This window comes from Streptomyces sp., assembly GCF_035563135.1.
Lineage (GTDB): Bacteria > Actinomycetota > Actinomycetes > Streptomycetales > Streptomycetaceae > Streptomyces.
The window spans coordinates 1-12,484 of sequence record NZ_DATMVN010000096.1; the positions used below are offsets into that span (position 1 = coordinate 1).

General features: G+C 67.3%; 15 protein-coding genes and 1 pseudogene. 12 read left to right on the plus strand and 4 right to left on the minus strand.

The genetic code is table 11. The features are described 5' to 3' along the window. The 4 genes and pseudogenes from VN520_RS04030 to VN520_RS04045 form a co-directional block, all read left to right on the plus strand. A pseudogene (locus tag VN520_RS04030) lies at positions 1 to 822 on the plus strand (hypothetical protein); the annotation flags it as partial. A 602-nt stretch (positions 823 to 1,424) separates the two neighbouring features. After that, on the plus strand, positions 1,425 to 1,742 hold the full coding sequence (locus VN520_RS04035; protein WP_325745443.1) for a hypothetical protein: 318 nt from the start codon (positions 1,425 to 1,427) through the stop codon (positions 1,740 to 1,742). A gap of 566 nt (positions 1,743 to 2,308) precedes the next feature. After that, positions 2,309 to 2,749: a hypothetical protein gene (locus VN520_RS04040; RefSeq protein WP_325745444.1), complete on the plus strand. Its 441-nt coding sequence runs from the start codon at positions 2,309 to 2,311 to the stop codon at positions 2,747 to 2,749. A gap of 201 nt (positions 2,750 to 2,950) precedes the next feature. After that, on the plus strand, positions 2,951 to 3,469 hold the full coding sequence (locus tag VN520_RS04045) for a hypothetical protein (RefSeq protein WP_325745445.1): 519 nt from the start codon (positions 2,951 to 2,953) through the stop codon (positions 3,467 to 3,469). Positions 3,470 to 3,914: 445 nt separating this feature from the next. Here VN520_RS04045 and VN520_RS04050 read toward each other — a convergent pair whose 3' ends face one another. Together VN520_RS04050 and VN520_RS04055 are read right to left on the minus strand one after the other, a co-directional pair. After that, positions 3,915 to 4,268 (minus strand): SH3 domain-containing protein, encoded by a 354-nt coding sequence (locus VN520_RS04050; protein WP_325745446.1) that lies wholly within the window; start codon positions 4,266 to 4,268, stop codon positions 3,915 to 3,917. 590 nt (positions 4,269 to 4,858) lie between these two features. Next, positions 4,859 to 5,542, minus strand: a complete 684-nt coding sequence (locus VN520_RS04055) for a hypothetical protein (protein WP_325745447.1) — start codon at positions 5,540 to 5,542, stop codon at positions 4,859 to 4,861. A gap of 384 nt (positions 5,543 to 5,926) precedes the next feature. On the opposite strand from VN520_RS04055, the gene VN520_RS04060 reads away from it, so the two are divergent. Continuing rightward, positions 5,927 to 6,334, plus strand: coding sequence for a hypothetical protein (locus tag VN520_RS04060; RefSeq protein ID WP_325745448.1), 408 nt, complete (start codon positions 5,927 to 5,929; stop codon positions 6,332 to 6,334). 92 nt (positions 6,335 to 6,426) lie between these two features. Here VN520_RS04060 and VN520_RS04065 read toward each other — a convergent pair whose 3' ends face one another. Then, positions 6,427 to 6,807 (minus strand): hypothetical protein, encoded by a 381-nt coding sequence (locus VN520_RS04065; protein WP_325745449.1) that lies wholly within the window; start codon positions 6,805 to 6,807, stop codon positions 6,427 to 6,429. A 108-nt stretch (positions 6,808 to 6,915) separates the two neighbouring features. Here VN520_RS04065 and VN520_RS04070 point away from each other — a divergent pair, with 108 nt between their 5' ends. The 3 genes from VN520_RS04070 (at position 6,916) to VN520_RS04080 (ending at position 8,938) form a co-directional block, all read left to right on the plus strand. Then, positions 6,916 to 7,380 (plus strand): DUF3592 domain-containing protein, encoded by a 465-nt coding sequence (locus VN520_RS04070; RefSeq protein ID WP_325745450.1) that lies wholly within the window; start codon positions 6,916 to 6,918, stop codon positions 7,378 to 7,380. A 158-nt stretch (positions 7,381 to 7,538) separates the two neighbouring features. Continuing rightward, positions 7,539 to 7,997, plus strand: coding sequence for a hypothetical protein (locus tag VN520_RS04075; protein ID WP_325745451.1), 459 nt, complete (start codon positions 7,539 to 7,541; stop codon positions 7,995 to 7,997). 212 nt (positions 7,998 to 8,209) lie between these two features. Then, a complete protein-coding gene (locus VN520_RS04080; RefSeq protein ID WP_325745452.1) occupies positions 8,210 to 8,938 on the plus strand; it encodes a hypothetical protein in 729 nt (242 codons plus the stop codon). A gap of 127 nt (positions 8,939 to 9,065) precedes the next feature. Here VN520_RS04080 and VN520_RS04085 read toward each other — a convergent pair whose 3' ends face one another. Continuing rightward, positions 9,066 to 9,668, minus strand: coding sequence for a hypothetical protein (locus VN520_RS04085; protein WP_325745453.1), 603 nt, complete (start codon positions 9,666 to 9,668; stop codon positions 9,066 to 9,068). Positions 9,669 to 9,924: 256 nt separating this feature from the next. On the opposite strand from VN520_RS04085, the gene VN520_RS04090 reads away from it, so the two are divergent. From VN520_RS04090 to VN520_RS04105, 4 genes are all read left to right on the plus strand, one after another. After that, a complete protein-coding gene (locus VN520_RS04090; RefSeq protein ID WP_325745454.1) occupies positions 9,925 to 10,446 on the plus strand; it encodes a hypothetical protein in 522 nt (173 codons plus the stop codon). A 130-nt stretch (positions 10,447 to 10,576) separates the two neighbouring features. Beyond that, positions 10,577 to 11,368, plus strand: coding sequence for a hypothetical protein (locus tag VN520_RS04095; RefSeq protein ID WP_325745455.1), 792 nt, complete (start codon positions 10,577 to 10,579; stop codon positions 11,366 to 11,368). A gap of 28 nt (positions 11,369 to 11,396) precedes the next feature. After that, entirely contained in the window at positions 11,397 to 11,579 is a 183-nt protein-coding gene (locus VN520_RS04100) for a hypothetical protein (RefSeq protein WP_325745456.1), read from the plus strand. Positions 11,580 to 11,904: 325 nt separating this feature from the next. Continuing rightward, positions 11,905 to 12,306, plus strand: coding sequence for a hypothetical protein (locus VN520_RS04105; RefSeq protein WP_325745457.1), 402 nt, complete (start codon positions 11,905 to 11,907; stop codon positions 12,304 to 12,306). The last annotated feature ends 178 nt before the right edge of the window (positions 12,307 to 12,484 follow it).

Consider the following 12,484-nt stretch of genomic DNA (forward strand, 5'->3'; position numbering starts at 1 on the left):
TGGGCCGTCGATCTCGGCGCTGACGGCCTAGAGCCGCTTTCCGAGACGCTGAACAGCCCGGACTTCCGGATCCACATCGCCGCCCGCCCCGACGTGCCCCAGAAAGTACGCGGCGCCTTGGCGGAGAGCATCGGTGCCGCGGTCGCGCAGCTCGAAGAGCCTGACTCGTGCGCGCACACCGTGGGGCAGTTGGGGAACGAGTGGGCGGCGGCTCGCGCCCGGCTAGCCGCCGCCGAGCGTCTTAGGAGCCGTCGCAAGGCAGAAGTCGAGTTGCTGGAGGAGCGAATCGTTCACCAGCAGATGGTCGACGCGCTGGCCGAAGACGGTCCTGCCGGCGTTCTTCGCTGGTGGCTGCGCGGCCACAACCGCCCGTCCAATCGATACGCCCGGCGAGTGATGACTGCATGGCTCCAGAGTCTTTCTCCTCAGCTGTGGTGCCCCGACCACCCTCCGACCACCAACCCCCGCCACCCCACCCGCACCTGCAACATCGCGTGGAACGTCTCGCTGACCCCCCATGAAGGGACCCCGGCCCTGGCCAGGTCCTTCAACTCCATCGGCAATGCCGTACGGCCAGCGACCCGCACGGACCGCATGTTCCCGGACATGAACATCCAGGTCATACCGCCCTGCACCGAGCTGCGCTTCGGGGCCCGCCGCGAGCCCTGCTTGATCCTTCGCCCTACCCGTGAGGGGTGGGAGCTGGTCACAGCAGTTGGCGCCCCGATCACTGTCGGCTCCAGCGGCGAAGACTGCCGCGCCCTGCTGGTACAGGCGCAAACCATCGCCCTCAGCAGCTTCGACGGCGGCCACGGCCGATGAAGCAGCAGCCCGCACATGAGAAGGAAGGCTTCCCCCGTGGACCACACCGACGGCTCCCCTACCGGTCGTAGACCGTTCCCTGAATTGCTCACCGCCGCCCCATACGTTGACTGGCTCGTCCGCGTACTACTGGAGGCCGCCGACGAGGAACGCTCCGCACTGCGAGCGGCTCGCCTTCCGACTGCAGTGACCCTCCCGGTCACCGTCGTACGCCACCAGTGCCCGTACTGCCGCCGTACCTGGGCCAAGAGGCCCGCCGCGACCGCGCACGTCGCCCGCTGCTGGAGCAATCCCGAAGTGCGTCCTGCAAGACGTGCGAGCACCACGAGCCGGGTGAGGCTGCGGGCGGCTGCTGGGGTGATCCGTACTGCAACTGTCCCGAAGTCCCCGAGGGCTGTGCAGTCGGAGCCGCCACGCCGATGATCACTGACTGTCCGCTGTGGCGGCTGGCTGACGACGCCGAGTGATCCCGCAGAGGCGGGACCGGCGGGCCTAGTACGGCTGCATGAGCCCGGGATTCGCCAGCGCGTGACGTACCCGGGCAGCACGAGGTCCCGTTGGACCTCTCAGCCCGCCATGAGTCAAGGAGACATCCACACCCTATGAAGCGCATCGCGTCTGTCGCCCGCAGCGAGGAGGCGATCCTCGACCGGATTCGGGCACTCGCCATCGAACGAGCGTCCCAAGGACGCCCGCTCCAGTATGAGGAGCTGCCGACCTTGTGCAATGGCACGCTCACGCCCAGCACGACCGACCTCGCCTGTATCGCCGAGGAGGCCGGGGTCACGATGGAATTCCTTCTCGGCATCCACGGCCCGGCCCGGGTTGCGCGGACGGTGAGGATGCGGGTGGGACGCCTGTACTGGGGGTGGTGGCGCGGCATTGGCCGTCACCGCTGCGGCCCGGGGTGCGGCTCGTGAGCCGCACGGAGCAGGAGCTCGCCGTTCCCCAGAGGCCGCCTGTGATGACCGAACGTCCGCAGGGACGCAAAGACCCTGAGACGGACGTGACCGCGCCGCTTGATCCACTCGGTTTGGCCGAGCACCTGGACAGGCTGGGGCAGACGTCTGCCGCTGATCTAGTCCGGGCGATGACGGAGGAGCTAGCTCTGGTCCGGCGTGAGCGAGACACCTTGGCCGAGCATGCCCGCCGGATCGCCGGGCTGGCAGGCCATGAGCTCAGCCACAACTGTCGGCTGATCGGGCCTGCGGTGGAAGCGCTTGACGTGCTGCGCGTCACCCGCCGCTGCCCAAGCACCACCGACGGCCGACACTGGCCTCTCCGACATCTGAGTGCCACTCGCTGCGCATGGTGCCACGCTCGCCTGCCCGACCGGACCCGCTCATGACCGCAGCCTCCCATGCCTGGTACGTACGCCGACTGCCAGCGCCGGCGCGGCGGGCTTGTTTATGGGCGGACCTGCTCCAAGCCGGACTGTCTCACGAACGATCACCATGCGCCCGTTGAGTCCGAGAGGATGACCCCTATGCCCCTCCACTACGAAGTCACCAAGCCACTGACGGTCCCGGACCACGAGTTCAACGAGAACCACATCGCTGTCCTTCTGGTGATCGGGAACCGCTACGGCGGACAGTGGGAGATCAACTTGCTGTCCCAGCGTGAGCACCCCACCGAAGCCGCCGCGCTGGGCACCATCGAGACCTTCTACGATCACCAACGTGAGGACCTCACGGACAGCCCCCGCTACACCCAGCTCGGCCTCGACACCGCCCTCATCTGGCTCCTGGCAGAGGCGAAGGAGAGGAACTGGCGGCTCCTCGTCTGGGAGAGCGTGAACGATCAGGTTCCCGAGGACGCGAGGAAGTTCACGATCGGCGCGCGGGTCGCCCTCGGTGGTGAGCAGTTCGTACCGGCTCCCGGCGCCACGTACGCCGACGAGATCCTCACGGGCGCAGCGAAACCGTGACCAGACTCGTGAACGAGTACCGCCCTGCTCCGAGAACCAGCGGACCGCCGGCAGGCCGCGGCAAGACAGGTGAATACTGCGAGAGTCGAAATGGGCGTGAAGGGTCCAGGCAGTCGACACAGCCCGGGCCGCGGCGCTATGGACCAGCGGCTCATCCGCTCCCTGTCCTGACGGTACGACGGCTGACACAGGCTTCTGCCGTTGCCATCCGCACGAACTCGCGGATCCTCGCTGCTCACCGACCCGGAGCGGTTCACTGCGGCCACCGACAAGGGAAGACCCCAGCACTTCCCCGGCCCGCACCGCAGGGAGTACGTACCGATGAACCGCCCCGAGCCCGGCAGCACCATCGACATCAGCCAGCTCGTCGAGAAGCTGGACTCGGCGCGCGGCACTGTCGCCTACGACGCTGATAAGCACCACTACGAGCGCCACCACTCCGAGCGCAGCGAGATCGACACCGTCTTCGACGACCTGATCGACTGGGTCCTTGCCCATCAGACGACGACCCAGCTGGCCAAGCTCCTTAAGCCCGCTTCCGACCCGGACCTGGAGCCCGGTGACCTGACCCTCGTCCACGGCAAACCCGCCACCGTGCGAGAGACGCGCGTCCACCGACCGCACCACCATGGCGACTCCGGTCTTCCGCACCACCAGGCCGCCTTGGAGATCGTTACTGGCATCGGCAGTGAGTGGTTCTCTCTCACGCCCCAGGCGTGACCTTCCGGCTCGTGGTGGCAGCCCCTGCCCTGGGCTGCCACCACGAGCCGGTACAGCCGGTACCGCCCGTCCCAAGGACTCCGAGAGGCAGCAAGATGCAAGGCCAGCCGCATACACAGATAGTTGTCAACCACACAACCCGGACCGCGTTCGTCGGAGGCTCCTACACGCGTAAGAGCAGTGCGCTGCGCGGAGCGCAGCGGGTCGTGCGCCGCCAGGGAACCGACATCGTCTCGGTGCTGGTCTGCCCTGTTCATCAGCGAGCCGACTACCTGAGCATGGCGGATGTCCACGCAGACGTCATGATCTTCGCCGATCCGTCGTGATCGGAGCACCTCGAGCGCGGTACCACCGAATGGAGGGCGAGCAGTCCGCCGGCCTGAACAGGAAGACGCCCGCAGCCATGTGGCTGCGGGCGTATTTCGTCGTGAGCTGCGCCTGGTGATCAGTCGATGTACTTGCTGGCAACCCACCCCGTTCGGCCCTTCATCTGGCCGTTCAGGACGTAGACCCGCATCCAGCCAGCCACCTTCGCCTTGCACTTCACCTCGACACCCTCGTACTTGAGGATCAGGCCGTATGAGGTGTACTTCGTCCCCGGACCGCTCCTCAAGTTCACGTTCTCCGTCGGGTACGTCCACCAGTAGCCCTTGGGATACGTCTTTCCGCAGGCGGACGCGCCGACGGCGGTGGTACTCGCCTGGGCTGTCCCGGCGAGCGCTGGCACCATGAGCAGGGCAGCAGTGGCCCCGGCGGCGGCCAGTTTGGTCGTACGGCTGAGCTTCTGCGTCAGTTTCACGGATGTCCTCTCGTCGCCGAAGTGCCTAAGGCTGAGCAGGGATTCCTATACCGGGCCGGGCTGTCCTGTCGGAGGTTTCGGCAGGCCGGCCGGTGTTCCCTCCGTCTGGAGTGGGGGGCGGGCCTTCCCGGTCGGTATGGTCAGGCTGCAGACCTCGGCGACGGTTCGAGTCGGGCCAGGGCAGGTTCAGGAATTTCGACGTCACGGTTCCTCCTTCGACACTGTGGGAGTCGGCCTACGCAGGCTGGACGGTGCGTTTGGGCTCACGGTGGGCACTGGGACCCGGTCGGGAGCGAGGTGGACGAAACGGCATGGGAGGGACACGCGAAGGCGGCCGGACCTGAAGAGGTCCGGCCGCCTGCATCGCGGCGTGTGCCGATGGGTCAGACCGGTCGGGAGAACCGGCAGGGACGGCGGACCGAGGTCTTACGGATGGGGCGCATGCGACACCTCCTGTTGACGGGCCCTCTGGATGAGGGTGGCGCCACAGTAGGAAGCGGAAGGCGGGCGTGCGGCTGCAATTCCCGCCCTGGAGATTCACGTCTCCCGGCGTTGTCCCCGATGCGGGGAATCGGACGTGTCCCGGTTGGTCAGGCGGCACGTGACTGGCTACTGCGCACGGCGGCGCGGCGTAGGAGAACCGCGTGTTCCTGGACGATGAGGTCGTCGGTGAACTGGTCGGGGGTGCCGGTGACGGTGAGGGTAGCGACCAGAGCGTCACCGCGCAGGACCGCGGTTGCCAGGCTCTGGGTGGAGCTCGTGCGACTGGCAGCGATTCTGCTGCTCGTCACAGTTCGCGCGAGGTCCTCGCACAACCGCAGGGGCCGGCCGTCGGCGGTGCTGGTCATCTGCGGCGGCAGGAAGGCCAGGGCGATCCGGCCGGCGGCTGTCCGGAAAAGGTCTCCATACTGCTGGGCGGCGTCGAGGCGCAGCGCCAACCGGGGGCTGACCACGTCGACCAGGTCGAGGTGCAGGCCGGCCCCAGGACGCCAGCCTGGGACGTGCCACGCCGTCGCCAGGTTCGTGTCCCTATGCAGGGCGCGTAGCGTCTCGGTGATCTCTGGAGTGCTGGTCCGTACTGGGACAGGGCCGAGCAGGACTGCGGCGTCGCAGGTCAACCGGTAGGTGCCGTAGCGCTCGCCGGGTTCGGCAAAGCCTTCTTCGACAGCAGTCAGCAGCAGGCGGGAGGCATGGCCGGGGCGCAGCCCGGCAGAGTGTGCGACGTCGGCGACCTGGTGCTCAAGGTCGGCGCCCATCTGTGCCAAGGCACGCAAGACTCGACCGAACGCCCTGGCGGACCGATTGGGTTGTGTGGTGGCCGCCGCTGCGGTCACAGGCTGTTGAGCTGCAAGAACAGGCATGGGGCACCAACTCGATTCGCACGGTGACGCGACTGGTTGAAGGTCGTGACGCGAGAGTGCCAACGAGACCGGACACCGGCTTCACTACCGTCCTGAGCAGCTGCTCTGTGGGTGGTGTCGTACACGTCGGCATGCGGGACCGACGGAGGCCTGGGAGCCGAGTAGATGCCGGAGCAACGCTCCCATCAGCGGTAAGGACAGGCGCTGGGCAGAGGGATCTCGCACGGTGTTGGTATGTGCGGCATCCGCCCGTTCTACTCGGACTTACCCAGCCTTCCCCAGCCCACAGGAGCCCCGATGACCAGCGTGAATCCCGGACCGATTCCCCCTTCCGGAGGGACGGCAGCCGAAGCCACCCAGCCCTCCGCCGCCGCGCGGCACACGCTCTTGGAGGATTGGCACGCTGCGGGTATCGCCGCCGAGCGTGCTCACCAGGACTACCTCGCCCAGTGGGCGGCGGAGAAGGTCCCGGCCGCGTGCACGGTGGTCTTCCAGGCGGAGGACAGCAAGAACGGCCCCCAGTGGTCCGATCAAAGGGTGACCTTCCTGGGCAGCAGTTCCGGCGCAGAGGACGTCCCCCTCGCGTCCTACGACTCCAGGAACGACCCGGAGCTGGTGAAATCGCTGGACGCACTCACTGAACTCACGTCGCCCGCCCATGAAGACGACGAGCTTCACATAGTCGTCACGAGGGCACGGGCTTGAAGCAGCGGTCGGGGCACGGCACTGGCTGTGCCCCGACCGCTGTGTGGGTCACCTCTCCACCTCGGCGGGCTCGAGGCCGAGCAGGCCGACGCTCAGACGCTGAACTCGTGCGTGGGACTGCAGTTCACAGGGCGCGCGCCGCTCTTCTGAACGCAGACACGGATCTTGTGGCGGCCCTCGAACAGGGTGGGGGTCCGCCAGGAGCAGCTGCCGTTGTTGTAGGAGTCGGTGACGGTGGTGATCACCGAGCCGTCCATCCTCAGGATCTGGACGGCCGCCTTGTAGCCGTCGGTCTTGATGTCGCAGGCCGTCACCCTGCCGTTGACGTGGTTGTAGTAACCCGAGGCGCCGTTGCCGCTGGAGTACCACCAGCCGGAGCTTGCGGACGCGGGCGTGGCGGAGATCGCGGCAACCGCGAGCGCGCTTCCCAGAGCGACAGGGAGGGAGCGCTTGATGAAGTGGGGCACTGGCACGGCTTGCTCCTGTTCATAGCGGGACGAACTGTCGCCAAGACTGTGCCGGTGAAAGCGGACACCATCGCGCCCGCTGTCCTGTCCGCTCGGTGCGCGATCATGAAGCCTATGTCTCCTTCCCAGGGCCTATTCCTCGCCGCACTGCTTTTCACGACCGCGGGGGCTGTTGTCGGCGTCGTTGCGTCCCTCAAGATTCGCCGCACTCGGCGCCTGCTTCGGGAAGGCTCGGCGGCGCGAGGTGTGGTGACCCGCCATGAGCAGGCTCGTATCGCACCAGGCGCGGACTCCGTGAGTACCAGCCGCAGCGCCGGGACCGCCGTGTACTACCCAGTCATCGCATGGAGCACGGGCGATGGCGAAGCGATGGAGACCCGGGCGGACATAGCTCGCCCCAAGAAGAAGGCCCTCCCCGTCGGTGCTCGCGTCGAGCTCCGCTACGACCCGAAGGATCCGTCACGCTGGATGCTCCCTGCTGAGGGCAACGGCTTCTGGTGGCTCTTCGTCGCCCAGGGTGTGCTCTTCGCCGTAATCGGCTTGGGATTCCTGCTCGGGGCCTGGTCAAACAGGCTCTGAACCGGAGGGCTGGAGAGAGGGCGACCCTCCGGGATTTCGCAACATCTCCCCTTTGAGCCACTGGCCGGATTGACTGTAACGATCGCACTGGGCAATCGCCTCCGACTCTGGCTGGCACGTTCGCCGGGCAGCCACATCTGAAGGACCTCCACAACCGCATGTTCGACTACAGGGCCCACTTGTTCCCCGCTGATGAAGCTGACCTCGGCTCCCCACCGCACGAGTTGTCACCAGCCCGTGCCCTCGCCGAGCTTCGCGATGCCCTGGCCGGATGGATCGCCGAGACTGTCGAGCCGTTCACTGATCACGCGTTCAACCCTGACCGGGAGCACGGCGGGCACATCGCCATGAGCCTGTTCGAGGCAGTGAGACACCTGCGTACTACCAGCGATTCAGCGGCGTTGCGGACCGCCACGATTCTGGAGCACGCAGCCGTCAACACCCTCTATGCAGCGAACCTGGCCCGCCGCCACGGCTCGGACCAGGCGCCGTACGGGCCCACAGACCTGAGCACATATGTCCGGTCGTCGTACGCCGCTGCGGTTTCCGCCGTTCGTCAGGCTCACGCCGCCGCTGCAACAAACCCCTGCTCCTGCGGTCACTGCCCGGCGCGCTGAGCCTCTCCACCATGTCGGCGCGGGCGTGACGAACTGGTGGCGCCGCAAGTGACACGGTCCGGATTCGCAGTTCCTCGCACCGCACCCCCAGGACGCCGTGGGATGCGCAGACGTCGATCAGGAACCGGCAGCTCGTCTCCGGGACCCGACCGGTCGGCGGCTGCCTGGCCACCCCAGGACGGGCAGCTTCACACTGCACCAACTGGAGAACCATGCGCGAGAACCACCCCATCGAGGAGCTCCTACCGCTGCTCGCCGACGAGCAGACGCAGGCGTACGCACGTGCGATATGGCGGCAGGCGTGCACTGATGTGGCTGAGATGCTGGCCCGCGACGGCCTGCCCCTTTCGGCCGGCATCGTGGAGGCACACCGTGACCTGACCGAACTGGATCACCCTGCGCCCGCACGGCCGGAACGGACCACCCATAAGGTCGACTGCCGGGCTTTCGACTGCCGATGCGGCTGCCCCCGGGCTCAGGACTGCTCGGACTGTCAGCGATGCATGTGCTGGCGGTCGGAGTGCTGTGCTGAAGTCGCCCTTCAAGCGGCACGGCGCGCGGAGCACACCAGGGCAGTCCGCGCCCTGCTCCCCCTCCTCGACCCGCAGACGCTCACCGCAATCCGTGAAAGCGCTGCGGAGGCTGAGGAGAGTGCGTGGCGCCGGGTGGTCGCCCGGCGGATGCGCACCCTCGTGCCAGGCCGAGACCGTTACACGGTCGCCATTTTCAAGGCTGTGGAGACGAAGCTGGGAATGAGTCACGCCGGCTTCGTCGGCCAGGACGTGGAGCTCTACGCCGAAGGACAGAGCGATCCGAACGAGGCCGTCGACCTGGACGACGGGGAGCTGGCCCGGGCGCTGGGTGCCCTGAGTGCACTTCTGCGCCCAGCGGAGGGCCATCGTCTCGTCGTGGACTTGTATCTGGGCCGAGAGCAGTCGTAGCCCGCTGCCTGATGCCGAGATGCGGGCATGCTGAGCCACCGGCCCTGTCAACCATGGGCGTGTGGGCCTCAGACAGTTGTGCGCCAAGCCCCCGTGAGAGACGTCGTAGTCGTAGGCGAGGGGTACGTCAGGTGGCTTCCAGGCACCGGCTGTAGAGGTCCGTCAGCGTCCCTAGTTGGGAGGAGCCGTCGTCACCAAGAGGGTGCTGCTCCCACCAAACCCGGATCTGCGCTGTCTGCTCCAAGCCACGTTCGAGGGTGATGCCGGCCCGTTCGAGCCAGGCGCGCCGCGCATGTTCCAGCTCGACAAGGAGTTCGCGCCCAGGCCGCCGCCCGAGCTTGTTGTTCACCAGGGCGGCGGCTTCGTCCTCCGGCTGAGCCTCGGCGGCCGGGGAGGCCACCCGCAAGACATCACGCACTTCGGTGACGCGAAGGCCGGTCTCTTCCAGGGCTTCGACCGTTTCCCACAGTGCCTGAGCGACGTCTTCCTCGGTCTGCAAGGAGACGAGTACGGCGCCGCCCGGTGCGCCGGGCCAGCGAACGGCGCCGGTCAGCCACTCCCAAGTCGCCGTGCCGGATCGCTCGAGGTTGCCAGGGAGCGCTGCGGTGTCCGGAGCACCGAGGAAGTGGACGTACGCCTCGTACGACCATCCGCCGTCCGGCATCTCATCAGCGGCTGGCAGGTCGAACAGCGAGCTTTGGCCCTCGCAGATGTCCAGGTCATCTTGCATGCGATCACCCTAGGTCCGGCACGCCCGTGCCCTGGACCCCAGCGTGGTCAGCAGGCTGGCCCCGGTCCGCCGGGTCGTACCTCAAGAAGCAGCCGGGGCAGGCCCTGCAGGCGTGATTCGCGACGACACGGCATCCCCGCGTCTTCTCGTGTCTCGTGGTGGGCGGCAAGAGCGTCGGGCGGGGGCCTGAGTACGCCGACCGTGCGATGCAGCTTCCTTCGTCATCCAGCCGCACCAACTTCCACAAGGAGTACCCGTGAACCATCTCCCCTTGGCTGCCGCCGAGGTCAACGCGTTGGCGTTGAGCATGATCGATCTGCGCATGATGCACATCGTCGACGGCGTTCCTCAGCAGCCGGCGCCTATCAAGGGCCGCGAGCATGAGTGCGTCGCCGCGGAGCTCGGACTGCCCGTCGTTGTACTCGACGACGCCCTGCGTGCCTACGTCGACGAGCACCGCCGCTTCCTCTCATGGCATCCCGCAGCACCTCTGGGCATCAGCGCTCACAAGCTCGCGTCCACCGGGTGGGTTATCAGTGCTCTGGAGACGAGGGCGGCCCTGGCCGTGCTCGACAGGAGCAGTAGCAAGTTCGTACGTACGGTCGTGGGAGGCCGCTTCGGCGCTGTCGGCGCGGACCTTGAGACATGGGACGACTGGACGAAGCTGCTGCGGGGCAGCGCGGACTCCGGTTCCCCGCTCCTCTTCGGTCCGCCGACATACGACGGCCCCTGGGCAGAGACCGAGCTCCTCCTCGACAGCGACTGGCGTTCGGCCTAGTTCTCGCCGTCGTTCCCTGCACCCCGGCCGGATAGAGCAGAGTGGTCTCGCGGGCAGGGAGGGACTCTGCCCGCGAGGAGGGGGTGCTCGAGTCATGAGGGATCAAGAGCGGGGAGAGTCTCGCGCCAGCATGCTGGTTGCCGTCGACGAGCGTGATCTCGCCTTCGTCCCGGAAGCCCGCGGCAGCGGTCAGCCGTTCTCCCTGTACTGGCACAGTGTGCACGCTCGGGCGGAGGAAGCTCTGACGAGAGGCGAACAGCCTCTGCTGGCGCCCTTGGTCGACTTCGCCTACATCCGAGCGTGCAATGACGCGGGGCTGGAACCTCGCTCGAAGGCTGGCTTCGACGCGTACGCGAACCTCTTGCACCCGGTGAATGAGCTGTGGCCGTTCGCTGGGGAGTCTCCCGAGGCGATGCTGCGGGAGATGCGCAGGGAGCAGTCGGCGTGGGCCATGATGATCCGCTGCCAGAAGGTGTTCGGTGCGGCGCACTCTCGCTTTGGTCCGCAAGCGGAGGCGTGGGCCAGGGACTGCTCTACCCGCGTCCTACACGCCCTCATCGATGAGGTGGTTGGCGGTGCACATTCGACCGCCGCGTACGGCCTGGTCACCCTGGTAGCTAAGGCCGCTGGTCTCGAACTCGGCGCATACTCGCTGGTGGTGGAGGCTGGTCCGAAGCCGGGGGTTCAGGACCGGGATCGGGAGCGTTTCACCGCGGCGTTGGGGGCCTCCCTCATCGCAGGCGCCAAGGGGGTCTTGACCCTGGAAATCGGGGATGCGCGACGCGTGCACGTCTGGGAGCTGGCGGACCAACGTCTCACACCCAGCGAGCACGGGCAGCTCCTCCTGGAGCCGGACAGCCACGACGCGCTCCAGCCGCAGCCCGCGTACGTGCCCGGCCCCTCGCTCCCCCAGCCAATCTGACCGACTGCTCTTCGAAAGGAGGAACCGCATGAACACCACTCCGGGGCACCCTCACGGAAGGCACTTCCGGCACTGCTTCGTCTACGAGGGGAGCTTCTGCTCCTGCGGCGGCCAGTACACCGGAGACGACGCCGGCCCGCGCCTGGACCTGCCTCCCGTCCCCTTCAACCTGCTCGGCCCCCGCCGCCCGCCGCAGGACGAACTGCAGTGACCGCAATGACCCACACTGTCGTCTCCACTCACGGGCCAGGGCTCGACCGCACCGGCATGCCGTGGGCTGTCCACGGGGCGGTCATGGTCGAGCAGTGGCTCAGCGACTTCTTCTGGAAGAGCACGCCCCTGGACCACTTCGTCACGGGAGTCGACGTGGTCTTCCAAGACGGGCCAGCAACGCCCCTGTGGCGCAGCAAGGCCCCCGGCCGCGCCTTGCCCGCTGGGCCGTCCCTGAAAGACCTGCCACCCCTGGACGAAGCCTTCTACAACATGTGGCACCCTCTGTGGTACGAGCTGGTCGATACCTGGCATCTGACGGGCACGTGGCTGCACCCGAGACCTCCTACTGCATCGACCAGCTCGCCTTCGCCGAGCAGCGGGCCTACCTCTACATCGGCTGCCACGACCGGGAGAACCCCTCAAGGCCCCGGCGGTACGACGCAAGCCTCAACCCCATCTCCCACGATCAGGGTGTGATCGCCTTCCGTCTGCGAACCTTCCGAGCCCTCGAGTTCCACGCTTCCGGATACTGCCCGGAGGCGGCGATGCTGCTGTGCGCCGGCACCGCGGTGGTCGAGTCCGCTGTTCATGAGGCGCTGGAGATGCACCAGTCTCTCCCGGGGCAGCCCGTCCTGGACCCGCACACCACAGACCTCACCATCGACGTGATCATCCGCTGGGGACACGGCGGGGTTTCGACCGTCGGCCAGGCGCACGCCCAGTGAGCGTCCTTCGAGGGCTTCCCAGAGAATCCGCGCGGGGCAGCCACGCCGCACCAGCCAACGTGGTGGCTCTCTGGCGTGCCGAACAGTGGTGAGAGGAGTGGGTGACCGCGCCATGTGGCGTCGGGCGCCTGGCGGGCCGACCCTCGATGAGATCCAACACCCACGTCGTCGGCGCCCG

Excerpts from the sequence above, each read along its gene's own strand:
- VN520_RS04035 (WP_325745443.1), top strand. The coding sequence starts at position 1,425 with ATGAAGCGCATCGCGTCTGTCGCCCGCAGCGAGGAGGCGATCCTCGAC.
- VN520_RS04040 (WP_325745444.1), top strand. The coding sequence starts at position 2,309 with ATGCCCCTCCACTACGAAGTCACCAAGCCACTGACGGTCCCGGACCAC.
- VN520_RS04060 (WP_325745448.1), top strand. The coding sequence starts at position 5,927 with ATGACCAGCGTGAATCCCGGACCGATTCCCCCTTCCGGAGGGACGGCA.
- VN520_RS04070 (WP_325745450.1), top strand. The coding sequence starts at position 6,916 with ATGTCTCCTTCCCAGGGCCTATTCCTCGCCGCACTGCTTTTCACGACC.
- VN520_RS04075 (WP_325745451.1), top strand. The coding sequence starts at position 7,539 with ATGTTCGACTACAGGGCCCACTTGTTCCCCGCTGATGAAGCTGACCTC.
- VN520_RS04080 (WP_325745452.1), top strand. The coding sequence starts at position 8,210 with ATGCGCGAGAACCACCCCATCGAGGAGCTCCTACCGCTGCTCGCCGAC.
- VN520_RS04085 (WP_325745453.1), bottom strand. The coding sequence starts at position 9,668 with ATGCAAGATGACCTGGACATCTGCGAGGGCCAAAGCTCGCTGTTCGAC.
- VN520_RS04095 (WP_325745455.1), top strand. The coding sequence starts at position 10,577 with ATGCTGGTTGCCGTCGACGAGCGTGATCTCGCCTTCGTCCCGGAAGCC.
- VN520_RS04100 (WP_325745456.1), top strand. The coding sequence starts at position 11,397 with ATGAACACCACTCCGGGGCACCCTCACGGAAGGCACTTCCGGCACTGC.